Annotated in this window: 19 protein-coding genes; 14 read left to right on the forward strand and 5 right to left on the reverse strand. The window is 41.2% G+C overall.

The window, feature by feature from the left end; translation table 11 throughout:
* From nuoH to WKR92_RS07605, 12 genes are all read left to right on the forward strand, one after another.
* The gene (gene nuoH / locus WKR92_RS07550; RefSeq protein ID WP_375557214.1) at window positions 1–1,038 is read left to right on the forward strand and encodes an NADH-quinone oxidoreductase subunit NuoH; all 1,038 of its coding nucleotides are present in this window, start codon (window positions 1–3) and stop codon (window positions 1,036–1,038) included.
* 11 nt (window positions 1,039–1,049) lie between these two features.
* A complete protein-coding gene (locus WKR92_RS07555; RefSeq protein ID WP_375557215.1) occupies window positions 1,050–1,571 on the forward strand; it encodes a NuoI/complex I 23 kDa subunit family protein in 522 nt (173 codons plus the stop codon).
* A 5-nt stretch (window positions 1,572–1,576) separates the two neighbouring features.
* A complete protein-coding gene (locus tag WKR92_RS07560; RefSeq protein WP_375557216.1) occupies window positions 1,577–2,074 on the forward strand; it encodes an NADH-quinone oxidoreductase subunit J family protein in 498 nt (165 codons plus the stop codon).
* 3 nt (window positions 2,075–2,077) lie between these two features.
* The gene (gene nuoK / locus WKR92_RS07565) at window positions 2,078–2,398 is read left to right on the forward strand and encodes an NADH-quinone oxidoreductase subunit NuoK (RefSeq protein ID WP_375557217.1); all 321 of its coding nucleotides are present in this window, start codon (window positions 2,078–2,080) and stop codon (window positions 2,396–2,398) included.
* Between the two features lie 19 nt (window positions 2,399–2,417).
* Window positions 2,418–4,337 (forward strand): NADH-quinone oxidoreductase subunit L, encoded by a 1,920-nt coding sequence (nuoL, locus tag WKR92_RS07570; protein ID WP_375557218.1) that lies wholly within the window; start codon window positions 2,418–2,420, stop codon window positions 4,335–4,337.
* Between the two features lie 17 nt (window positions 4,338–4,354).
* A complete protein-coding gene (locus tag WKR92_RS07575; RefSeq protein WP_375557219.1) occupies window positions 4,355–5,800 on the forward strand; it encodes a complex I subunit 4 family protein in 1,446 nt (481 codons plus the stop codon).
* Between the two features lie 40 nt (window positions 5,801–5,840).
* Window positions 5,841–7,220 carry an NADH-quinone oxidoreductase subunit N gene (locus WKR92_RS07580; RefSeq protein WP_375557220.1) on the forward strand — a complete coding sequence of 460 codons (1,380 nt, stop codon included), beginning with the start codon at window positions 5,841–5,843 and terminating at the stop codon, window positions 7,218–7,220.
* 109 nt (window positions 7,221–7,329) lie between these two features.
* Window positions 7,330–7,968 (forward strand): DedA family protein, encoded by a 639-nt coding sequence (locus tag WKR92_RS07585; protein ID WP_375557221.1) that lies wholly within the window; start codon window positions 7,330–7,332, stop codon window positions 7,966–7,968.
* Between the two features lie 12 nt (window positions 7,969–7,980).
* Window positions 7,981–8,526: an inorganic diphosphatase gene (locus WKR92_RS07590; RefSeq protein ID WP_375557222.1), complete on the forward strand. Its 546-nt coding sequence runs from the start codon at window positions 7,981–7,983 to the stop codon at window positions 8,524–8,526.
* 4 nt (window positions 8,527–8,530) lie between these two features.
* Window positions 8,531–9,844: a hemolysin family protein gene (locus WKR92_RS07595; RefSeq protein WP_375557223.1), complete on the forward strand. Its 1,314-nt coding sequence runs from the start codon at window positions 8,531–8,533 to the stop codon at window positions 9,842–9,844.
* Window positions 9,845–9,855: 11 nt separating this feature from the next.
* The gene (locus WKR92_RS07600; RefSeq protein ID WP_375557224.1) at window positions 9,856–10,560 is read left to right on the forward strand and encodes a 16S rRNA (uracil(1498)-N(3))-methyltransferase; all 705 of its coding nucleotides are present in this window, start codon (window positions 9,856–9,858) and stop codon (window positions 10,558–10,560) included.
* A gap of 43 nt (window positions 10,561–10,603) precedes the next feature.
* On the forward strand, window positions 10,604–11,104 hold the full coding sequence (locus WKR92_RS07605; RefSeq protein WP_375557225.1) for an acyl-CoA carboxylase biotin carboxyl carrier protein subunit: 501 nt from the start codon (window positions 10,604–10,606) through the stop codon (window positions 11,102–11,104).
* A gap of 1 nt (window position 11,105) precedes the next feature.
* Here WKR92_RS07605 and WKR92_RS07610 read toward each other — a convergent pair whose 3' ends face one another.
* Both WKR92_RS07610 and WKR92_RS07615 read right to left on the reverse strand, forming a co-directional pair.
* Window positions 11,106–11,948, reverse strand: a complete 843-nt coding sequence (locus tag WKR92_RS07610; protein WP_375557226.1) for a prephenate dehydrogenase — start codon at window positions 11,946–11,948, stop codon at window positions 11,106–11,108.
* Between the two features lie 4 nt (window positions 11,949–11,952).
* Window positions 11,953–13,116 carry a pyridoxal phosphate-dependent aminotransferase gene (locus tag WKR92_RS07615; protein ID WP_375557227.1) on the reverse strand — a complete coding sequence of 388 codons (1,164 nt, stop codon included), beginning with the start codon at window positions 13,114–13,116 and terminating at the stop codon, window positions 11,953–11,955.
* 198 nt (window positions 13,117–13,314) lie between these two features.
* On the opposite strand from WKR92_RS07615, the gene WKR92_RS07620 reads away from it, so the two are divergent.
* Window positions 13,315–15,132 carry an ABC transporter ATP-binding protein gene (locus WKR92_RS07620; protein ID WP_375557228.1) on the forward strand — a complete coding sequence of 606 codons (1,818 nt, stop codon included), beginning with the start codon at window positions 13,315–13,317 and terminating at the stop codon, window positions 15,130–15,132.
* Window positions 15,133–15,211: 79 nt separating this feature from the next.
* Here the strand turns inward: WKR92_RS07620 and infB are convergent, their stop codons facing one another.
* From infB to rimP, 3 genes are all read right to left on the reverse strand, one after another.
* Window positions 15,212–18,217: a translation initiation factor IF-2 gene (infB, locus tag WKR92_RS07625; protein WP_375557229.1), complete on the reverse strand. Its 3,006-nt coding sequence runs from the start codon at window positions 18,215–18,217 to the stop codon at window positions 15,212–15,214.
* 97 nt (window positions 18,218–18,314) lie between these two features.
* Window positions 18,315–19,550: a transcription termination factor NusA gene (gene nusA, locus WKR92_RS07630; RefSeq protein WP_375557230.1), complete on the reverse strand. Its 1,236-nt coding sequence runs from the start codon at window positions 19,548–19,550 to the stop codon at window positions 18,315–18,317.
* Between the two features lies 1 nt (window position 19,551).
* Window positions 19,552–20,016 (reverse strand): ribosome assembly cofactor RimP, encoded by a 465-nt coding sequence (gene rimP, locus WKR92_RS07635; RefSeq protein WP_375557231.1) that lies wholly within the window; start codon window positions 20,014–20,016, stop codon window positions 19,552–19,554.
* A 260-nt stretch (window positions 20,017–20,276) separates the two neighbouring features.
* Here rimP and WKR92_RS07640 point away from each other — a divergent pair, with 260 nt between their 5' ends.
* Entirely contained in the window at window positions 20,277–23,288 is a 3,012-nt protein-coding gene (locus WKR92_RS07640) for a TonB-dependent receptor domain-containing protein (RefSeq protein WP_375557232.1), read from the forward strand.
* Window positions 23,289–23,319: the final 31 nt, after the last annotated feature.

The following is a 23,319-nucleotide window of genomic DNA, read 5'->3' on the forward strand; positions in this document are numbered from 1 at the left end:
ATGGAATTAGCTTTCGTATTAGAAAAATTTATACTGATTGTGGTTGTATTTGTAATCACGTTGGTTATAGCTATGTACTCAACCTTGGCCGAACGGAAGGTTGCGGGTTTTATGCAAGACAGGTTCGGACCGGAGAGAGCGGGTCCCTTTGGTATTCTACAGCCCCTTTGCGATGGAGGGAAGTTCTTTTTTAAAGAAGAAATTATTCCTGCGGGAGCGCATAAAACACTCTTTGTATTGGGGCCTACATTGGCAATTATTACCGCATGCATAGGGAGTGCAGTTATTCCTTGGGGTCAGAGTTTGACAATTGGAGATCGGGTCATTGAACTTCAGGTTGCAGATGTCAACGTAGGTATATTGTATATATTTGGTGTTGTAGCATTGGGCGTTTATGGGATTATGCTGGGAGGTTGGGCCTCGAATAACAAGTTTTCATTGATGGGAGCTATTCGTGCAGCTTCACAAAGCATTAGTTACGAGCTGGGAATGGGTCTATCTATTATCGCTTTGCTGATGGTAACTCAGTCATTATCGCTAGGTGAAATTGTGGCACAGCAATCCGGCTTTTTAAATTGGAATATTTGGGCACAACCTCTGGGTTTCTTGATCTTCTTAGTTTGTGCTTTTGCCGAAACGAACCGTGTACCATTCGATTTGCCGGAATGTGAGACTGAGTTGGTGGGAGGATATCATACAGAGTACTCATCTATGAAGCTCGGATTGTATATGTTCTCCGAATATATCAACATGTTTGTTTCGTCAGCACTCATGGCAGCTTTGTATTTCGGTGGATACAACTTCCCTTTCATGTATGATTTAGGCTTATCGGAAAATTGGATTACAATTATTGGCGTCATTGTATTTTTTATAAAGATTTTTGCCTTTATCTTCTTCTTTATGTGGATTCGCTGGACCTTACCAAGGTTTCGTTACGATCAGTTGATGAATTTGGGGTGGAAGGTTTTAATACCATTGGCTATCGCCAATATTATGCTCACAGGCATATTTATTATTTTAAAGGATAAATTTTTCTAATATCGATCGCTATGCAATCACTTAGTAATAGAAAGAAAGTTATAGAACAAGAGCCGATGAATTTCTGGGAGAGGATGTATCTTCCGGCGATTTTCAAAGGGCTGGGAATTACATTGCGACATTTCTTTATGAAGAAGAATACGGTGCGATACCCAGAGGAGCAACGAGAATACTCAAAAAACTTCAGAGGGATGCACTCGTTGAAACGCGATGAATATGGACGGGAGCGTTGCACAGCATGTGGTTTATGTGCTCTATCATGTCCAGCGGAAGCCATTACAATGATTTCGGCAGAACGGCAGAAGGGTGAAGAACATTTGTACCGCGAGGAAAAGTATGCTGCGGTTTATGAAATCAATATGCTTCGTTGTATATTTTGTGGACTTTGCGAAGAGGCCTGCCCCAAAGAGGCAATCTATCTTGATGGCCCTCACGTTCCACCGGCTAGCCTAAGGAAGGATTTTATTTATGGTAAGGATAAGTTGGTAGAACAATCTTTTATTAACGTGGATAAGCTCCCTGTAAATAGATAATCTTTATGACTATATTTTATTTTGTAGCTTTCCTTTCACTGTTTTTTGCAGTTATGACAGTGGTTAGTAAAAATCCGGTTCACAGTGTTCTGTACCTCGTTGTCACTTTCTTTACTTTCACCATTCACTATATCTTATTGAACGCACAATTTTTGGCGGTTGTTAACTTTATCGTGTATATGGGTGCAATTATGGTCTTGTTTTTATTCGTTCTGATGCTTTTGAACATGAATGAAGATAGTGAACCGATGAAATCTGCTCTATTGAAGGTGATGGGTGTAATTGCGGCGATGTGCTTAGTCGTGACATTGGCAGGCTCATATAAATTTTTACACACCTCAGCACCAGTTGAAATAAAAAATCAGGAAATTGGTTTAGTTGGCAATCTTGGGAAAGTATTATTTAAAGAATTCTTGTTGCCATTCGAAATCTCTTCCATTCTGTTATTAACCGCAATGGTAGGAGCTGTGTTATTGGGTAAAAAAGATAAAAAAAAGGCGTAGGTTATGTTTGAAGCTATACAAAGTGTCCCGTTAAACCACTATATTCTTTTTTGTAGTTTGATTTTTGCCGTTGGTGTCATTGGTGTATTGACACGTCGGAACGTTATTGTTATTATGATGTCTGTCGAGTTGATGTTAAATGCTGTTAACTTGCTCTTGGTTGCATTTTCAGTATTTCATGGCGATGCCTCCGGTCAGGTGTTTGTGTTCTTTATCATGGCGCTGGCGGCTGCAGAAGTTGCTGTTGGTCTGGCAATCATTATGATGGTATATCGGAACACCCGTTCAATCGATATCAATATTCTAAATAGACTTAAGTGGTGATATTAATTATAGAAGTTTTATGATAGATTTAATTTGGTTAGTTCCATTATTACCCTTAGTCGGATTCTTGATTATCGGCTTATTCCGTAATCTGCTACCGAAGAGCGTCGTTGGAGTCATTGCTTCGGGAACTGTGTTCATGTCATTTTTAATTAGCTGCAGTATTTTTTACGAGGTATATCAAGCTCGTCAATCTGGTAATAATGCTTCGTTTGAGATTCATGTTTTCGACTGGATTCGAGCGGGGTCGCTTGATATAACTTTGTCGTTTTTAGTGGATACATTGAGTTCGATCATGCTCTTGATTGTAACCGGTATCGGTTTTCTAATTCACGTTTATTCTTCCGGCTATATGAAGGATGATGCAGGGTTCAATAAGTTTTTCTCGTATTTGAATCTCTTTATCTTCTTTATGCTTTTCTTGGTTCTGGGATCAAACTACCTGGTTATGTTCATTGGGTGGGAAGGAGTAGGGCTATGCTCATACCTTCTTATTGGTTTCTGGTATAAGAATCCTGCCTTTGCGAGTGCCGGTAAGAAAGCATTCGTCATGAATAGAATCGGTGACCTAGCTTTCTTGATAGCTGTGATTTTAATGTTTGTCAATTTTGGTAGTATCGAATTTAGTGGTGTGTTTGGAGAAGCTAAAAATGCAATATCAGGTGATACCGGTATCGTATTAATTAGTTTACTGTTGTTTATAGCGGCAACTGGTAAGTCTGCGCAAATCCCACTATTTACATGGTTGCCTGACGCGATGGCTGGTCCTACACCCGTTTCAGCATTGATCCACGCAGCTACGATGGTAACTGCTGGCGTTTATATGATTATTCGTTCGAATATTCTTTTTGCGCTTTCCCCGGTTGTGATGGATATTATTGCAATTGTAGGTCTGGCGACGGCAATTATCGGTGCGGCGACCGCAATAACGCAAAATGATATAAAAAAGGTTCTTGCGTATTCTACGGTTTCGCAGCTAGGGTATATGTTCTTAGGTTTAGGGGTAGGCGCTTTTACAGGCGCGCTGTTCCATGTTATAACGCACGCCTTCTTCAAAGCATTGTTGTTCCTTGGAGCCGGTTCGGTTATTCATGCTATGTCGGATGAACAGGATATGCGATTGATGGGAGGCTTGAAAAGAAAAATGCCGATTACATTTGTCACGATGGCGATCGGGACAATCGCTATTGCTGGAATCCCTCCTTTAGCCGGATTTTTCTCAAAAGATGAGATTCTTGCTCATGCATTCGCCAGTAACCCAATCTTATGGGTAGGTGGGTTTATCGCTGCGCTCTTTACGGCATTTTATATGTTCCGTTTATTATATCTTACATTCTACGGAACATTTAGGGGAACGGAAGAACAAAAACAACATCTCCACGAGTCGCCTGCCTCAATGCGAATTCCGTTAATTATATTAGCGATCTTGTCGATCGTCGGAGGATTGATTAACGTACCGGTTGCTTTGGGAGGAGGGGCGTCCTTGGCGACATTCTTAGAACCAATATTCGTTGATTCGTCGACGATTGTTGAACCTTTCCATTTAGCGCATAGTACCGAATATATTTTGATGGCAGCCTCTGGTATTGCAGCCATCGTTATGGCTATTGTCGCTTATACACGTTATGTGAAAAAACAGGTGATGCCAAAATCAGAACAAGATCACCGTGGTACACTGGAACGTCTTTCTTATCATAAGTTCTATGTAGATGAGCTGTACGATGCGTTGATTGTAAAACCGCTAAACGGATTGTCTGTCTTTTTTTATCGGATTGTTGATAAGGCTGGAATTGACGGATTAGTTAAGGGCATAGGGAGGGGTGTTTCTGAATCCGGAAAGGGGATCCGACTGCTACAATCCGGAAATGTAGGCTTTTATATATTTTTAATGGTAATAGGTGCAATTGCTTTATTACTGTATGGTATTTATACGATTTAAGTGAAATAACAAAATAAATGGATAATCTATACCTTCTTTTATTATTGCCAGTAATAGGCGCAGGGCTTCTTGCATTTGTTAAGCAATCGAGACTAGCAAAGCAAATAGCCTTCGTTATTTCAATTTTGACATTGGCATTAACAGTTCCCTTTTTGATAAATTTCGTGCCCGATGCTTCGATGCAGTTTGTGAGTTCGATACCCTGGTTACCAAATTACGGTATCAATTTTCATATCGGTGTGGATGGGATCAGTCTGCCACTAGTTCTTTTGACTAATCTTCTAATTTTTCTGATTATTCTGTCGAGTTTTCGCTACGATTATAACGGAGGATTATATGCACTCGTGTTATTTATGCAGGCGGGAATGTTATTGGTCTTCATGGCTTTGGATGCTTTCGTCTTTTATGTAGGCTGGGAAGCTGCCTTAATACCTATCTATTTTATTTGTGCAATATGGGGTGGAGAAAATCGGATTAATGTTAACCTGAAGTTTTTTGCTTATACATTCCTAGGGAGTTTATTGATGCTTATTGCTATCATATTTTTATACTTCCAAACACCAGAACGGAATTTTGAGCTCACTTCCTTTTATCAGTTAGCACTTGATGCTGATACTCAAGGTTGGGTATTTCTTGCTTTCTTCGCTGCGTTTGCTATTAAAATGCCGATTTTTCCTTTTCATACCTGGCAGCCAGATACGTATACAACTGCACCTACAATAGGGACGATGCTGTTATCGGGTATTATGTTAAAAATGGGTGTATACGGTCTCATCCGCTGGTTGATCCCGGTGTCTCCACTGGGCTTCGCTAAATATGGGATGATCTGTTTAGTTTTATGTATTATCGGCGTTGTTTATGCTTCGATTATCGCTTTAAAACAACAGGACATGAAGCGTTTAGTAGCATATTCATCGATTGCGCACGTTGGACTGATTGGCGCTGGCGTATTCGCTTGGAATGTTCAAGGGTTGCAGGGGGCGATGATCCAAATGTTCAACCACGGTGTCAATGTTGTCGGACTCTTTTTTGTAGTTGATATCATTCTTCAGCGAACCGAAAGACATACACTTACTGAGTTGGGTGGCCTGGCCGCATCGGCACCTAAATTAGCAATTGCTTTTTTAGTCATCGTAATGGGTGCCATAGGCCTGCCTATTACTAACGGTTTTGTAGGTGAATTTTTATTACTAGTGGGGGTCTATGAAGCCGGTATATGGTATGCTGTCTTGGGTGGTTTAACATTAATATTAGGAGCTGCTTACATGCTGCGCTTTTATCAAAAAACGATGTTGGGCAATCGTGAAAATAGGTTAGAAATCGCCGATCTGCGAGGATCGGAAACACTGGTATTTGCCATTCTAGTGATTTTCGTCATCGGTTTAGGGGTGTATCCTCAGCCTTTGCTGGATATTTCCGAAGCAGCGGTAACAAATTTAGTCAATCAAATAACAATTAAATAAAAAATATTTCGAGCTGTTCTCGAATAAAAGATATCAACATATGGGTGCAATTATCACGCTTTCTCTATTAGCCATTCTCGTATTGTATTTGGGTGTCTTTAAGGCTCCAAAAACTCTTTTGCCTGTATCTGTATTGGGGTTATTCGTGTCGGGCGGGTTTTGCGTTTATTTGTGGTCTAGCCCTGCGACCCCATTATACAGTGGTATGGTGTTGTTTGATCATTTTTCTTTGGTTTTTTCGCTCTTAATGATTGGTTTGACGATTTTGATCTTTATTTTATCGAAAGGCTATTTTGATTCGGTAGGTGAACATCTCGCTGAGTATTATGCGCTAATGTTGTTCTCGTTGACGGGCGCGTTGATTGTAGTTTCTTTCTATAACCTGTCGATGTTGTTTATAGGCTTAGAGATCATGTCGGTTGCCCTTTATATTTTGGCGGGGATTCGAAAGAGTGATTATGCCTCTAATGAAGCGTCATTAAAATATTTCCTGATGGGTGCATTTTCCACCGGATTCTTGTTGTTTGGAATTGCATTATTGTATGGTGCTACCGGCTCTTTCGGTATGAAAGAGATTCAAGATTACGTAATTAATAGTAGTGGTCAGATTTCTCCCATGTTCTATACCGGTATCATTTTGTTGATTGTCGGATTAGGTTTTAAGATTGGCGCTGCGCCTTTTCACTCTTGGGTTCCTGATGTGTACGACGGTTCGCCGATACTCGTGACTACGTTTATGAGCACGGTTGTAAAAGTGGCCGCGATAGCCGCCTTCTTACGTCTCTTTTGGTTTTGCTTTGAACCACTACAAGAGTTCTGGACACCGGTGCTTATTGTTATGTCAATTTTGACACTGTTTATCGGAAATATAAGTGCTTTAATGCAACAAAGCTTTAAGCGGATGCTCACCTTTTCGAGCGTATCGCATGTAGGCTATATGTTATTTGCAATTTTGAGTCTCGGAGGCGGATCAGCAAATGCTATTTTTATCTACGTGGGAGCTTACTCTTTAGCTACGATCATTGCTTTCGGCGCCTTGATTTTGGTGAAGCGCTCACATGGGGGGGAGTTATATGAGGCATTCAATGGCTTAGCAAAGAAAAACCCTTTCTTGTCGCTAACTGTTGCGATTGCGATGTTATCCTTGGCCGGAATTCCTCTCACTGCAGGCTTCATTGGGAAGTTTATGATGTTTTCAGCAGCCTTGAGTGATTTTCATACGATTCTTCTTGTCTTGGCAATCATCAATGCCTGTATTGGAATCTTCTACTATTTCCGTGTCATTATAGCTATGTATTTTAGAACTACTGAGCGGGAAGCCATCCAATTAAACTCGAACTATAAGCTGGTATTTGGGATTGCAGCGATCTTAACTTTATTGGTCGGTTTGTACCCAGCGATTATTTCTGGTATCGTATAAACTCCGCTTAGTCAACGATCTTGTTATAAAGTGGTTTTCTGAGCTTACTATTTCAGATTATCATAAAATCTAGCTATTAATTTTTTATATTCGTAGCATAAGTATTTGTATGCACGAGTTTTGGTCATCATTTCAACAATTGATGGACGCGGAAGCCCTATTGAAAACAGGGGGCTTCTATCTTCTTTTGATTGTGGTTTTCGCGGAAACGGGCTTGTTCTTCGGTTTCTTTCTACCAGGCGATTATTTGTTGTTCCTTGCAGGGTTGTTTTGTGCGTCTGGCCTGTTAGACGTTAGCATTTACACCTTATGTGGCGGCTTATTGGGTGCCGCAATCTTAGGTAACTATACAGGGTATTATTTTGGGCGTCGAACGGGACCCATGTTATTTAAAAAGAAGGACTCATTATTATTTAAAAGGAAATACATAGTTACGGCTGAAGAGTTTTATCATAAATACGGAGCTCTTGCTTTAATTTTGGGAAGATTTATGCCAATTATACGTACATTTGCTCCAATATTTGCAGGGGTCGTGCGAGTTGACCTGAAGAGGTTTACACTCTTGAATATTGCGGGTGCGATACTCTGGGTGGCAGTACTCACTCTATCTGGCTACTTTCTCGGCCAGCAATTCCCTCAGATAGTGGATTATATTGAGTATATAATAATAGGTTTCATTTCAATTACAACTGTGCCTATTCTTATTACTATTGTTCGTAAGAGTTTAAAAAAAGATAAAAATAAATAATAGTAAATAAATATGAGTTACAAGCATCCATGGCATGAAGTTTCTCCCGGAAACAACCTGCCTGCGTCGGTTAATGCAATTATAGAAATCCCTAAAGGCTCTAAAGCGAAGTATGAAATAGATAAAGAAAGCGGACTAATGAAATTAGACCGTGTGTTGTTTTCTTCTGTGATTTATCCGGCTAACTACGGATTTATACCACAAACCTATTGCGATGATAAAGATCCGCTCGATATTTTAGTGTTGTGTTCTGTGGACGTGTATCCGATGACGTTGATTGAAGCTCACGTGATAGGTGTGATGCACATGATCGATAATGGAGAGCAAGATGATAAGATCATTGCGGTGGCAAAAAACGATATGTCTGTTAATTATATTAACGATCTAAGTGAGTTGCCTCCACATACGATGAAAGAGATCGTGCGTTTTTTCCAAGATTATAAAGCCTTGGAGGGTAAGAACGTTACGGTTGAGCAGCTACTTGATAGGTCCTATGGCTTAAAGGTCATTGAAGAGAGCTTGGAGCTCTATCAAGAGCTATTTGTGAACGAAAAATAACAATATGGGTTTTCAAATTTTTGTTACCTTTTTCTTAGTTTTCCTGAATGGATTTTTTGTTGCTGCTGAATTTGCTATCGTTAAAGTCAGGGCATCTCAAATAGAAGTTCGTGCAAAAGCTGGTAGCAATGTAGCAAATATTGCGAAACACATAACGAACCACCTAGATGGTTATTTGGCCGCAACACAGCTAGGAATTACACTAGCTTCGCTGGGGCTTGGTTGGGTCGGAGAGGCTGTAATGACACAGATTGTAGTCAACTTTTTCAGTTTATTTAATGTTGAACTATCTGGGTCTTTACAAACGAATTTAGGCCATGTTTTGGCATTTAGTATCATCACTATTCTCCATATCGTATTCGGGGAATTGGCGCCTAAGTCGATTGCGATTCAACGTCCGGTTGGTACAACCATGGCTCTTACGCTTCCTTTACGTTTCTTTTATATGTTATTCAAACCCTTTATATGGGTGTTGAATGGCTTTGCAAATTTATTGTTGAAAGTATTGGGTTTTGGACCGACAAAAAACGAGGTTCATCACTCGTCCGAAGAACTTCAATACTTACTGGATCAAGGACGTGAGTCTGGTGCACTCAATTTGACTGAACATGAACTTATAAAAAATGTATTTGATTTTAATGAGCGTGTAGTTAAAAACGTGATGGTTCCACGTACAAAAATCACAGCAGTTGATATAGACAGCCCAAAGGAACTCCTACTGAACACCATTATAAGCGAAGGCTATTCGCGAGTTCCTGTGTACGATGGGTCTATTGATAAAGTCGTAGGTATTGTACACGCTAAGGATCTATTGCCTCAATTAGTCGATAAGGAAGAAATAGAACTCAAAAATATTATCCGGAAGCCTTATTTTATTCCTGAGACTAAGAAAATCAATGATTTGCTAACTGAATTCCAGCTGAAGCGTATTCAGATTGCAATTGTACTGGACGAGTTTGGCGGCACCTCAGGAATGGTCACATTAGAAGACATAGTTGAAGAGTTGGTCGGCGAAATTCAAGATGAGTACGACGAGGAACATCCTATAGTCGAGCAGGTGTCTCAGACTGAATATGTTGTGACAGCATCCGCGAATATTCATGACGTAAACGAATTTTTGCCACATGAGCTTCCGCCGAGCAACGATTACGATACGGTTTCGGGGTTGGTAAGCGAGCTATTTGACAAGATTCCAGATGTGGGAGAGTGTAAGCAATATCATGGCTACGCTTTCACGATTTTGAAGAAAACGGAACAAAATATTGAATCCGTGAAGATGGAAAGACTCGAATTGCCTGAAGAGGAAGACGAAGAATAATCATTATAACATTGCATATATTCTATACGCCGGACATTCATTCACAGACTTCATCACATACCCTGCCTGAAGAAGAAAGCAAGCACTGTGTTCGTGTAATGCGTTTGACAACATCTGATCGAATCATGTTAATTGATGGTAGAGGAGGCAGATACATAGCCGAGATTGTTGATCCGCACCCTAAACACACCTTACTAAATATTGTATCTTTCTCGCAAGACGAACCGCGTCAGGGGAAAATCCATCTGGTGGTAGCGCCCACAAAGAATATCGATCGTTATGAATGGTTCTTAGAGAAGGCAACTGAGATCGGGCTTGATGAAATAACGCCGATTATATGTGAGCATTCTGAAAGGAAGGCTGTTAAATTGGATCGATTAGCAAAAGTTCTGATCGCCGCGATGAAACAATCTAAACAGAGTTTTCTTCCGCAGCTTAATCAGGTAACAAAACTTAGCGACTTTCTGAATACTGAGACGAGCGACAAGTGCTTCATCGCCCATTGCGAAGAGGATAGCAAGTCTTATATCAACGAAAAGCTATCCGCTGGAGAAAACGCCATGATTTTAATCGGACCGGAAGGCGATTTTAGCTCGCAAGAAATAGCAATCGCGCTCGATAAAGGATACGTACCGATCAGCTTGGGTTCGTCTCGACTAAGAACTGAAACGGCGGCGGTTGTCGCCTGTATAGAGGTGGCATTAATAAATCGGTAAAATTTCACTATCTTGATGGCGATACCTGCTATGATCGTTGCCAATGAAGAAAGTACTAGTTAATGATTCTCAATCATTCGAAATTGAAGAGGAAGGCGGCGCCGTTATGATTGACGGTGCACAAGTAAAACCAGATCTGTATACCATCTCAGAAAACCGCTATCATCTCATCTTGGATCATAGAGGCTATCAGGTTGAAGTCATCGAAAAAGACGATCAGGCTAAATCCGCTGTGATTATGGTGAACGGGAAAGTGTATCGAGTTGAACTGAAAGATGAAAAAGACCGATTATTAGAAACCTTGGGTTTTGAGACAAATGTAAGGTCGTCGGTCCGCGACCTAAAGGCACCTATGCCCGGTATGGTATTAGATATTTTAGTTGATGCCGGGCAGCAGGTAAAGAAGGGTGAACAGATACTCGTGTTGGAAGCAATGAAGATGGAAAATTTGATTAAGTCACCGTCGGATCTCATCGTGAAGTCGATTGAAGTGAACAAAGGTGATAAAATAGAGAAGGGGCAAGCCCTTCTCTATTTTGAGTAGACTATTTTATTATACGCTTGATTTTGTTGGCTTGTTTAATCAGTTTGAGAACCGCAGGATAGTCTTCTTTTTCAAGCAAGTCATGGAAAAGTTTCAACTGCCGTACATGTTCTTCTAAAACTTCAAGCACATGTTCTCTGTTTTGTTTGAAAATCGGAACCCACATTTCAGCTGAACTCTTAGCTAGACGCACAGTCGACGCGAAGCCCCCGCTAGCTAGTTCAAAAATGCGACCCTGCGATTTCTCCTTTTCAAGAACCGTAAGCGCAAGACCGAATGACGTGATGTGGGAGATATGCGAAACATAAGCAGCATGTAGGTCATGCTCCTTAGCATGCATAAATATAGGGTTCATTTGAAGTTCCTCGCATACCGATTCCGCTAGTTCAAAGGCGTCCTCATCTGTTCTAGTGATGTCACAGAATACCATATTCTTACCCTCAAATAGATCACGGAGTGCTGCCTCAGGTCCTGAGTACTCGGTACCGGCCATCGGGTGACAGGCTACCAAGCGCCCGCGATTTTGGTGACGGTCAACGGAATCGAGAATCTCTTGTTTTGTTGAGCCCATCTCCATAACTACCTGGTTTTTTGAGATGAGGTCAAGTACATTTGGGAGCAGCTGTTGAATCGCGTCGACTGGAATAGCTAAGACAATTAAATCTGCTTCCTTCACTCCGGCTTCTAAATCCGATAAACTGTCGATAATATTTAACTGGAGTGCTTTCTCCAGATTTTCTTTATTATTATCAATTCCTATAATTGCTGAAGCAAAATTCGTTTCTTTTAGTCGCATGGCGAGGGAGCCACCGATAAGTCCCACGCCGATGATGGTTATGTTCATGTTTTTATTGTTTGACCGAGTTAATACGATTGAGAGCGTTTTGAAATAGAGACTCTTTTGCGCAAAGACTTATGCGGATATAGCGGTTTCCCTGACTGCCAAAAATGCCGCCGGGCGTTATGAACACATGAGCCTGATCCAGAATTTTATCTGCTAATTCATACGAATCGCGATAATGATCCGGTATTTTAGCCCATACGAACATCCCTACTTGCTCTTTGCTGTATGTACATTTTAATGCATCCATCACTTCGTATACTTTGACTCTTCTTTTTTTATATTCAGAATTTATATCATTGTACCAATTCTGTTTAAGCGACAATGCTTTGCTCGCAGCAATTTGCAGTGGATAAAACATCCCTGAATCCATATTGCTTTTAAAACGTAATATCTCTGAAATGCGCTCTGATGCACCTAAAAGCATCCCTATTCGCCAGCCTGCCATATTAAAGGTTTTGCTGAACGAATTTAATTCCAATACGACTTCTTTGCTACCTTCAATGGATAAAAGGCTTAACTGGTCTTCATTTAAAATAAAACTGTACGGATTGTCATGGCAGAGCAGTATTTGATGCTTTTTTGCAAACTTAACTAGCGCAACAAAAAAGTCGCGATTCGCCTTGGCGCCCGTCGGCATATGGGGGTAGTTCACCCACATGATTTTAACTCGACTTAAGTCTTGTTTGGATAGCTCTTCTAAGTTGGGGAGCCAGTTGCTTTCTTCTGATAGATTATAAAACCGAGCTTTGGCCCCACTTAGGTTAACGGCGGCAGCATAGCTCGGATAACCAGGGTTGGGAACCAAAGCTTCGTCCCCAGCTTGTAAATAGGTCATACAGATATGCATAATCCCCTCTTTCGACCCTATTAATGGGAGTATTTCTTTTTCCGGGTCTAGTGATACGTGATATTCCCTTTGATACCAGTCCGATATCGCATTTCTTAATTCAGGCGTGCCGGTATATTTTTGATAGGCATGATTATGCGGATTCTGACTCTCCTTGATGAGTGTCTCTATGACAATAGGAGGGGGAGGAAGATCGGGACTTCCAATCCCAAGATTCAAGACATCAGCCCCGTTTTTGTTCATTTCTGCAATCTGACTCAATTTTTTAGAAAAGTAATATTCTTCCGTTTGTTGGAGTCTATCCGCAATCGTTACTTGCATGGTAATTTTATTTTAAGCACGTAAACTTAGTAATGATTTACTGAATATTAATAAGGATTTGATAATTATATGATGAACTTACAAAAAAGCTTGTTTGTTATTGATATATTCATGACGGGATAGCGTTTTTATGATCAAGATTCTAAATTAATTGAATTGCCTATGGTTTTCTTACCTTTGTAAGATTTTATATGATTTATGAAAATATACTTTAGACTACTTTCTTTTGCTAAGCCAATAGAAAAATTTGCTATACCCTATATACTCTGCGCACTCCTTTCGGTTTTATTTGGTACGTTTAACTTGGTGTTGGTCGGCCCCTTATTAAACACATTGTTTTCAGCAAACGAGGAAATGGAGGTGCTTACGCGGCCTGAAGGCTGGAATGCAATCGACTGGTTTAATTATTATGCGCAACAGATGAGCATAAATTTCGGACCTTACGAGGCTCTAAAGATTGTATGCATAGTGATTGTTGTATCCGTGTTACTGAGCAATATTTTTCGTTATCTGTCACAACGGATTATGGAAAACTTAAGGATTCATACTTTGCTGAACCTAAGAAAGACGGTATTCGATAATGTAATGAATATGCACGTCGGGTTCTTTAACAACCAAAGAAAGGGTGACATCATTTCAAAAATATCTTCTGATGTCCAGGTCGTGCAGTTTTCGGTTACCGGCACATTGCAAGTTGTATTTAAGGAGCCCTTGCAGCTGATCTTTTATATCGTTTGTCTTTTAATGATGTCTTTAGAACTCACATTATTCGCATTGCTGATTATTCCTGTGTCTGGCTTTTTTATTTCGCTGATCGTAAAAAGGCTAAAAGAACAGGCTACGGAGGCACAGACAGTATACGGTAGAATGATTAGTTATCTAGATGAAGCCTTGTCCGGTGTCAAGATTATCAAAGCCTTTAATGCGACCAACTTTGTTAAGAAGCGATTTGACGACGAAAATGTGTACTACTCGAAGATTGGTCGGCGTATGGTGCGGAGACAGCAGCTGGCCTCTCCTGTATCTGAGTTTCTAGGCGTGTTAATGGTGGCTATTATTATGCTATATGGAGGGAATCTAGTCATCAATAAAGATCCAAGCTTTACAGCTGGTACGTTTATAGCCTACATCGCGTTATTCTCGCAAGTGATGCGGCCGGCGAAGGCCCTTACAGGCGCTTTTAGTAATATCCACTCAGGAATAGCAGCCGGTGAACGAGTACTAGATTTAATTGACGAAAAGCCGGAGGTTGTTGATTCTGAGAATGCGGTTGCAGTTGAGGACTTTCGGTCTGAACTACGTATAGACGATGTAAGTTTCAACTACGGCGACAGAGTCATACTTTCTGACGTTGATCTTGTTCTGCCCAAGGGTGAGACAATTGCATTGGTAGGTCCGTCAGGCGGAGGAAAGTCTACCTTGATGGATCTCATTCCTCGTTTTATGGACCCATTAAAAGGTCGAATACTATTGGACGGGCACGATATAAAGGACGTTCAAGTTGATTCGCTGAGACAACTAATGGGAATTGTAAATCAAGATCTCGTACTATTTAATGATACGATCGCTAATAACATTGCGTTTGGTTTAGAGAATGTGTCAGAGGAGCGTATAATTGAAGCGGCTAAGATCGCCAATGCACACGGGTTCATTCTTGACACCGAAAATGGATATCAGACCACGATCGGGGACCGTGGAGTTAAGCTATCGGGCGGACAAAAACAGCGTCTGTGCATTGCTCGTGCAGTCTTGAAGAATCCTCCCATTCTATTATTAGATGAAGCTACATCTGCGTTGGACACTGAATCCGAACAATTGGTTCAAGAAGCGCTAAATAAGTTGATGAAAAATAGAACGAGTTTAGTCATCGCCCATCGCTTAAGTACAATACAGCAGGCAGACCGAATCTTTGTCCTTGATGGCGGACGTATTGTGGAACAGGGAACGCACAGTCAGCTGCTTGAGAAGAAGGGCTTGTATTACAGGCTGATCGAAATGCAGCAGTTCTATAGCTAATTAACCTAGCAGAGCGGCAAAACAAAAAAGCGCAAGATGTATCATCTTGCGCTTTTTTGTTTTCAGGGTCTAGTCCTTATTATAATTTACGTTTCACTTCCACTTGTTCGTAAGCTTCAACAATATCGCCCACTTTAATATCGTTGAACTTGTCGATATTCAAGCCGCATTCGTATCCTGCAGATACTTCTTTAACATCATCTTTATAACGCTTAAGTGAAGCAAGTTTACCAGAATACACTACGACACCATCTCTAATTATTCTGATATCATGATTCCTGTTAATCTTACCGTCTAACACCATACAACCGGCAATGGTACCAACTTTACTGATTTTAAACGTTTCACGGATTTCTACGTTAGCAACAATCTTCTCTTCGAATTTAGGCGCTAACATACCCTCCATTGCTGACTTCAACTCATCAATAGCATCGTAGATAATTGAATAAAGTCGGATGTCTATTTGCTCTTGTTCGGCCAATTTTCGAGCACCAGTTGACGGACGTACTTGGAATCCGATGATAATGGCGTCCGAAGCAGATGCTAATAGAACGTCTGATTCTGAGATTTGTCCAACAGATTTATGAATAACATTCACTTGGATTTCTTCCGTAGACAGTTTGATCAATGAATCGGAGAGCGCTTCAATAGAACCATCCACGTCCCCTTTGACGATCACATTCAGCTCTTTAAAGTTGCCGATTGCCAATCGTCTACCAATCTCATCCAGCGTAATATGTTTTTGAGTACGTAAACCCTGTTCGCGTTGTAGTTGTAAACGTTGATTTGCGATACGTCGCGCTTCAGACTCACTTTCTAATACATAAAGTTTATCTCCAGCAGTTGGAGCACCTGTCATACCTAAAATTTGAACAGGAGATGAAGGACCAACAGCCGTCACTTTCTTTCCACGTTCATTGGTAAGCGCTTTTACCTTACCGCTATGGGAGCCTGCAAGGATCGCATCCCCAATATGTAAGGTACCAGCCTCAATTAGGACAGTCGTGACAATTCCTCTTCCTTTGTCTAACTCTGCTTCGACAACCGAACCAACCGCGCGTTTATCAGGGTCTGCTTTCAGTTCCAGCATATCTGCCTCCAAAAGAACTTTCTCTAACAACAGGCTAATATTCTGCCCAGTTTTTGAAGAGATTTCCTGCGCTTGGTATTTTCCACCCCAGTCTTCAACCAGGATATTCATATTTGAGAGTTGCTCTTTTACCCGATCGGTATTAGCTCCCGGTTTATCTATTTTTGTAAATGCAAATACAATAGGAACATTGGCAGCTTGTGCATGATTTATTGCTTCCTTGGTTTGAGGCATCACACTATCGTCCGCCGCTATTACGATAATAGCTATGTCAGTAACTTTTGCACCACGGGCACGCATGGCCGTAAAGGCTTCGTGTCCAGGTGTATCAAGGAAGGTGATTTTTCGTCCATTCTCAAGCGTTACCTCGTATGCTCCGATATGTTGAGTAATACCCCCCGCTTCACCAGTAGTCACATCAGACTTACGTACGTAGTCGAGTAGGGAAGTTTTACCATGGTCAACGTGTCCCATAACAGTGACAATTGGAGACCGTGGAATCATATTATCTGGATTGTCTTCTTCCTCTAGATCGTAGGTTTCTTCCTCGTCCGGTTTGATAAACTCTACTTCATAACCAAACTCTTCTGCTACAATGCTGATCGTTTCAGCATCCAAGCGCTGGTTGATTGATACGAATAAGCCGAGACTCATACAGGTGGAGATAACCTGTGTTACTTGAACGCCAAGTAAAGTAGCTAGTTCGTTTGCAGTAACGAATTCGGTAACACGCAGAACTTTTGATTGCAGTTCACGTTCCATTGCTGCCTCTTCAGCAGAAAGGGCAACATCGTCACGTTTCTGTCGTCTGAGTTTTGCACGTTGAGCAAATTTTCCTGACTTACCTGCACCGCTTAGACGTGCGAGGGTAGCTTTAATTTGATCTTGAATCTCTTTTTCTGTAGGTTCTTCTTTTTTGACGGTTGGCTGGTTACGGCCTCTTCCACGTTGGAAATCATGTTTCCCGCGTCCCTGACCTCCTTTATTGGGCCCGCCACCACGATGCGGCGCATTTCCGCCAGTTTGGTGCTGTCCACCAGTTCCTGGTTGATTACGATTTCCAACTTCCTTGCGTTTTCGCTTCCGCTTATGATCTGTCCCTGCTCCCGTTGATGAAGCGATAGGTTGGCTTTTCTTACGAGTATTAGTCGGAAGTTCTATCTTTCCGACTACATTCGGCCCGGTCAATCGAACCGTCTTTGTCCGGTAAACATTATCGCCGGGCTTATTATCACTCGGCTTGGTTTCTTCTTTCGAAGTATTTTCCACTGGCTTTGACTCCGGTTCTACTTTCGGAAGACCCTTAGCAGCCGGTATGGTACTATCATCCTTTTCTGTAGGAGCTTCTGCCTTGGTTTCTTCAGCAGACCTTGCTTTTTCTTCTTCTTTTTCCTTGTCTTGTTTCTCCTCTTGTTCTTTTATAGATGGAGCTTCTGGAGCTTTAGACTCAATCGGTGCTTCTTCCGGCGCAACTGCGTCAACTTCTTTAGATTCCGCTTCTTTTGCATCCTCTTTTTTTGCTTCTTCAGCTTTTTCGGTCTTTGGTTTAGTTGATTTAGAACGTTTAAGACTATCCAAATCAATTTTACCTACTACTTTTACACCTTTATGAGTCGACGTTGTATCTTCTTCTTTGACTGGTTCCTGAGGCGTTTTTGCCTGTTCTTTTGCAGGCTCAACAGGAGGAGTGAACGTACTGTTCTTAATAAGAATTTCTTCTGAGTCAGAGCCTTTTCCGGTATCGGGAGAGTTCGTTTCAGCAGGAGTTTCATCACGGCGAATTTTACCAATTACAATTTGGTTCGCTTCCTCCTTTACAATTTTATCCCCTTGATACTCTTTCAGAAGAACATTGTACATCTCACTGTTCAGTTTTGTATTGGGTTTTGATTCAATATCATAACCCTTTTTATTCAAAAATTCAACAGCAGTTGCGATGCCAATGTTCAGTTCTTTGGCTGCTTTCAGTAAGTTTATGCTTTTACCTTCTGTCATTTATAATTATTACCTCTTTTATTTAGTTGCTACAAAAGTATGCTTTTTTAGTTGTTTATTACCAATGATTTACAGAAAACGTGTTTTTTGCAAACATTTATTCAAATTCCGATTTGAATATCTGAATAACATCGATAATAGTCTGTTCTTCTAAGTCTGTCCGCCTTAGCAGTTCGTCAACATTCAAGGCCAACACAGATCTAGCTGTGTCTAGTCCAACCCGTTTAAATTCATCGAGTATCCAGCTCTCGATTTCATCAGAAAACTCTTCGATGTCGACATCTTCTTCCGTTTCGTCAGATTCGCGATATACGTCGATTTCATATCCTGTAAGTTTGCCGGCAAGTTTAATATTATGCCCTCCTCGTCCAATTGCTAGCGAGACCTGATCGGATTGAAGGTAGACTTCGGCTCTCTTTTCCTCATCATCAAGTTTGATTGAGGAAATTTTGGCCGGACTCAACGCACGGGTTATATATAATGAAATATTATTGGTGAAATTAATCACGTCAATATTTTCATTTCGTAACTCACGTACAATACCATGAATTCTAGAACCTTTCATTCCCACACAGGCTCCTACCGGATCAATACGATCATCGTAAGATTCAACAGCAACTTTCGCTCTTTCGCCCGGTTCACGTACAATTTTCTTAATGGTAATTAAACCATCAAAAATCTCAGGCACCTCTAATTCGAACAGGCGATGTAAGAATTCAGGAGCAGTCCTAGATATAATAATTTTCGGAGATGCATTTAACATGTCTACCTTGTGGACAACAGCCCGTATGCTATCACCCTTTTTAAAGTAGTCGGCTGGGATCTGTTCTGTTTTAGGAAGAATTAGCTCATTTCCTTCATCATCAAGAACGAGTGTTTCTTTCTTCCATATTTGGTATACTTCTCCTGTAACTAACTCACCTACACGATCTTTGTATTTTTTGAAAATTTCATCTTTTTCGAGTTCTAGCACCTTCGAAACCAGTGTTTGTCTTGCGGCTAAGATTGCACGACGGCCAAAACTTTCTAATGTTATTTCTTCGATATAATCATCTCCTACCTCTAAGTCCGGATCAAGTTTTTTAGCCTCTGCAAGTTCGATTTCCAGTTCATCGTCTTCTGAAAACTCATCCTCGACTACTACTCGTGTTCTCCATATCTCCAAATCCCCATTGTCTGGGTTCACGATCACATCACAGTTTTCATCTGTACCAAATCGTCTACGGATCATGCTTCTGAAAACTTCCTCTAATACACTGATTACCGTCGGCCGGTCAATGTTCTTAAAGTCTTTAAACTCTTGAAATGAGTCTATTAAATTTATATTGCTCATTTTATTTAAATGAAATTAACACCTTTGTTTCAACTATACTATCAAGATCAAAAAAGGACTCTTGCTCTTTTGCTTTCTTTCCTTTTTCTTTCAATAATTCTTTGATTACGATACCTTCAGGCGAGTAGCTCAATAATTCGCCTTCATGTTTTTTACCATCTTTCAGCTTAACATTTACACGCCGTCCAATGTTTTTAACAAATTGACGCTCAAGATGCAAGGGGCTGTCTAAGCCAGGAGAAGAGACTTCAATATTATAGGCAGTTTTTATTATTTCATCTTCTTCTAAATGAAAACCTACGTGCCGACTAATCGCCGCACAATCCTGTATACTGATCCCTTGATCCCCATCCACTAGAATAGAAAGCTTTCCATTCGAAGCAAATCGAACATCGACCAAAAAGAGTTCTGGCCTATCTGCGATTTTCTCCTGAACTAAATTCGCTACGTGCTTTTCAATATCCATCTTAAAACCTACTTAAAAAAAAGAGGGAACAGTCTGTTCCCTCTCAACTAAGATATTGCAAAGGTATGATAAATAAAATTAAATTCAAAACAAATGAACGAGCTGGTTTATTGCGGAATATGAGTAAAAAAATTATGCAGACATAGTAAATAATAATTTTTTTGTATTATTGTTTATAAAAAACCAATTAAGAACTATTAACGGACATTTCATTGCCTGCACATGCAGCGGGCTCTTTAAGAACCTTTAAATACTATGATATGAAAATAGTTAGCCTAAAAAGGATCGCATTACTATGGATGGTAGTTCAGATCACATTTTTGGCCTCCGCATTTGCGCAAACAGTTGTTTCAGGCCGAATAGTTAATGCAGCGGGTTCCACACCTTTGGTTGGTGTCAGCGTGCAAGTCGAAGGGAAAATTATGGGAACCTCCACAAATCAGGACGGTACTTTCTCGCTATCAGTTTCTTCCGACCCGCCAATTGAGCTCATCGTCAGTTCAGTCGGGTTTGAAACACAGCGAGTAACTGTTAATCGTTCAGAGGAGAACCTGACGATCTCTTTAATAGAGAAGGCAATTATGGGAGATGCTGTCGTTATTTCCGCATCGAGGGTGCCGGAAAGCTTATTGAAATCTCCGGTAACTATTGAGCGTCTAAGTACGAGGGCAATACAAACATCGCCCCAGGCTTCATTTTACGACGCTTTACAGAACCTTAAAGGAGTTGAAATGAATACGCAATCATTGACATTCCGATCAGTCAGCACCCGCGGTTTCGGAGCAAATGGTAATGTCCGGGTTGTGCAATTGATGGATGGCATGGACAACCAAGCGCCTGGGCTCAACTTTCCGGTTGGAAACGTAGTGGGCATGTCTGAGCTGGATGTTGAAACTGTTGAATTGTTACCAGGAGCTGCTTCTGCACTCTATGGGCCTAATGCGATCAATGGTATTTTATTGATGAACAGCAAATCACCTTTTGAGTATCAAGGCGTAAGTGCCTATGTTAAGAGTGGCGTCATGAGCGCATCCAATCGGACAAGGGAAAATACAGCGTTCTATGATGTAGCATTACGCTTCGCTAAATCATACAATAATCGCTTTGCTTTCAAAGCAAACGTAGCTTACCTTTCGGCAGACGACTGGCAAGCCACCGACTACCGTGACCAGAGTTTTAATGGTACAACCCTTGAAAATAACGTCGGCAACATTCAAAACAACCCATATTATGATGGTGTAAACTGGTATGGGGATGTCGGAACAAATGTCTACGATATTCTTCGAGGCAATGGGATGCCCGGTGATGGTTCGAATGGTACATCGGCTACGCTCGGAGCAATTATGACGACAGAAATCCCGCAGGCGGGTAATCTTACATTGCCACAATTGTTGGCCGGTTCTGATCCGCAAGCGCAACATGCAGTGGCCAATAATATATTTAATGCCATGGTCCCTCAATATTACTTTGCCGCGCCTGGTTATTCCGAACAACAGTTGACCAAATACCCGGCTAAGAGCCTGAAATTAAATGCTTCTTTTCACTATCGGGTTACGGACGATATGGAAGCCATTGTCCAATTAAACTGGGGGAAGGGATCATCCGTTTATACCGCTGCAGACCGCTACAATATTCAGAACTTTACCATGGGTCAATACAAAGCAGAACTGCGAGGAGATAATTTCTTTCTTAGGGGTTATACTACACGGGAAAATTCCGGTGATGCACATGCAATCGGCGTACTGGGAAGTCTGATGAGTAAAGGATGGTTGGAGACCGCGATCGGAACCGGCGCCCCCGGTTTTGTACAGAACTCGTTTGCCCAATATGCAGGAGCTCTATTGCAAACCTATCAAACCAACATGATGAGCGGAATGGATCAGCAACAAGCAATGACCAATGCCTATCAGACAGCAAATGCATTCGCGGAAGCCAATAGAAACGAATGGATGACCAATGCTCTGGTTCCTGGAATAGAGGCGGCAAATGGTTTGTATGGCGTGAACGGAACGGGGTTCGAAGCAGCAATGACAGATATTAAATCAAAACCGATACCTGTAGGCGCTCAATTCCTTGACCGGACAAACCTCTATCATGTGGAAGGGATGTATGACTTCAAGCGTCTTATTGACCCTGAAACTGTAGAGTTATTGGCAGGAGCTAACTATCGCGTATATGACCTTAACTCTGAAGGAACTCTTTTTGCGACGAAAGATGGGACACCGGAAGGTGAAGAATTTAATATCAGCGAATATGGTGCATACATACAAGGGGCCAAGAAGTTTGCTGACGTTTTTAAACTTACCGCATCCATTCGCTACGATAAAAATGAAAACTTTGCAGGTCAATTTAGTCCCCGGATCTCCGGTGTTTACACGGTCGCACCTGAACAGAACATTCGAGCTTCATTCCAGCGAGGCTTCAGAATACCTACAAACCAAAACCAATATATCGACTTGCTCACACCGCAGGCGCGGTTAGTTGGAGGTCTACCCTTATTTAAGGAGCGATATAATATGATTGATAATCCGGTCTATCGTTTAGCCAGCGTGCAAGAAGGGATGATCGAGCCGTTCCAGTTTAGAGAATGGGAGCCAGAGCGTGTCGAGACCTATGAACTCGGCTATAAAGGATTGATAAACGAGAAGCTATTCGTCGATTTGTTCTATTATTACAATCGCTTTTTAACCTTTGAAGGTAGTACGATACTAATACAAAAGAAGGATCCGAATGGGCCGATAACCGATTTAGCTGATGCGACAAAGCGCAATGTGTATAGCATGCCAATGAATGCAGAGCAGACTGTTAAAAATTCTGGTTGGGGGATCGGTATAGATTACGCCTTAGGCAAGGGCTTTTTGTTTAATGGAAATATTACACAGAATGTTCTTTTAAATGAAGACGAATTAAAGGAAAATGACCCTACGTTTGTAACTTCCTTCAATAGTCCGAAATTCAGATACAATCTGGGGATTACCAATCATGATATCAATAAGACAGGTTGGGGTTTCGGCGTGACTTTCCGTCATCAGACAGAGATGGTCTGGAATGCAGCTTTAGCTAATACCATCGCCAACATTGGCGGGTATACGGTTATACCGGCCTACTCGACCGTTGATGCACAGGTGAGTAAACGCCTGCCTGCTTATAAGTCCATTATTAAGTTAGGTGCCACAAATATTGGGAATAAGCTCTATACGACAGGTTGGGGTAACCCTTCAGTTGGTGGGTTATACTACGTATCAATTACATTTGATGAGTTACTAAATTAGATTTTTTTAATACATTCGTCCTTCAGTTGAA

Source organism: Albibacterium profundi (genome assembly GCF_042159835.1).
Taxonomy (GTDB): Bacteria; Bacteroidota; Bacteroidia; order Sphingobacteriales; family Sphingobacteriaceae; genus Albibacterium; species Albibacterium profundi.

What these genes read in the sequence shown, in the direction of transcription:
- nuoH (WP_375557214.1), top strand. Translation starts at nt 1, where the DNA reads ATGGAATTAGCTTTCGTATTAGAAAAATTTATACTGATTGTGGTTGTA.
- WKR92_RS07555 (WP_375557215.1), top strand. Translation starts at nt 1,050, where the DNA reads ATGCAATCACTTAGTAATAGAAAGAAAGTTATAGAACAAGAGCCGATG.
- WKR92_RS07560 (WP_375557216.1), top strand. Translation starts at nt 1,577, where the DNA reads ATGACTATATTTTATTTTGTAGCTTTCCTTTCACTGTTTTTTGCAGTT.
- nuoK (WP_375557217.1), top strand. Translation starts at nt 2,078, where the DNA reads ATGTTTGAAGCTATACAAAGTGTCCCGTTAAACCACTATATTCTTTTT.
- nuoL (WP_375557218.1), top strand. Translation starts at nt 2,418, where the DNA reads ATGATAGATTTAATTTGGTTAGTTCCATTATTACCCTTAGTCGGATTC.
- WKR92_RS07575 (WP_375557219.1), top strand. Translation starts at nt 4,355, where the DNA reads ATGGATAATCTATACCTTCTTTTATTATTGCCAGTAATAGGCGCAGGG.
- WKR92_RS07580 (WP_375557220.1), top strand. Translation starts at nt 5,841, where the DNA reads ATGGGTGCAATTATCACGCTTTCTCTATTAGCCATTCTCGTATTGTAT.
- WKR92_RS07585 (WP_375557221.1), top strand. Translation starts at nt 7,330, where the DNA reads ATGCACGAGTTTTGGTCATCATTTCAACAATTGATGGACGCGGAAGCC.
- WKR92_RS07590 (WP_375557222.1), top strand. Translation starts at nt 7,981, where the DNA reads ATGAGTTACAAGCATCCATGGCATGAAGTTTCTCCCGGAAACAACCTG.
- WKR92_RS07595 (WP_375557223.1), top strand. Translation starts at nt 8,531, where the DNA reads ATGGGTTTTCAAATTTTTGTTACCTTTTTCTTAGTTTTCCTGAATGGA.
- WKR92_RS07605 (WP_375557225.1), top strand. Translation starts at nt 10,604, where the DNA reads ATGAAGAAAGTACTAGTTAATGATTCTCAATCATTCGAAATTGAAGAG.
- WKR92_RS07610 (WP_375557226.1), bottom strand. Translation starts at nt 11,948, where the DNA reads ATGAACATAACCATCATCGGCGTGGGACTTATCGGTGGCTCCCTCGCC.
- WKR92_RS07615 (WP_375557227.1), bottom strand. Translation starts at nt 13,116, where the DNA reads ATGCAAGTAACGATTGCGGATAGACTCCAACAAACGGAAGAATATTAC.
- WKR92_RS07620 (WP_375557228.1), top strand. Translation starts at nt 13,315, where the DNA reads ATGAAAATATACTTTAGACTACTTTCTTTTGCTAAGCCAATAGAAAAA.
- infB (WP_375557229.1), bottom strand. Translation starts at nt 18,217, where the DNA reads ATGACAGAAGGTAAAAGCATAAACTTACTGAAAGCAGCCAAAGAACTG.
- nusA (WP_375557230.1), bottom strand. Translation starts at nt 19,550, where the DNA reads ATGAGCAATATAAATTTAATAGACTCATTTCAAGAGTTTAAAGACTTT.
- rimP (WP_375557231.1), bottom strand. Translation starts at nt 20,016, where the DNA reads ATGGATATTGAAAAGCACGTAGCGAATTTAGTTCAGGAGAAAATCGCA.
- WKR92_RS07640 (WP_375557232.1), top strand. Translation starts at nt 20,277, where the DNA reads ATGAAAATAGTTAGCCTAAAAAGGATCGCATTACTATGGATGGTAGTT.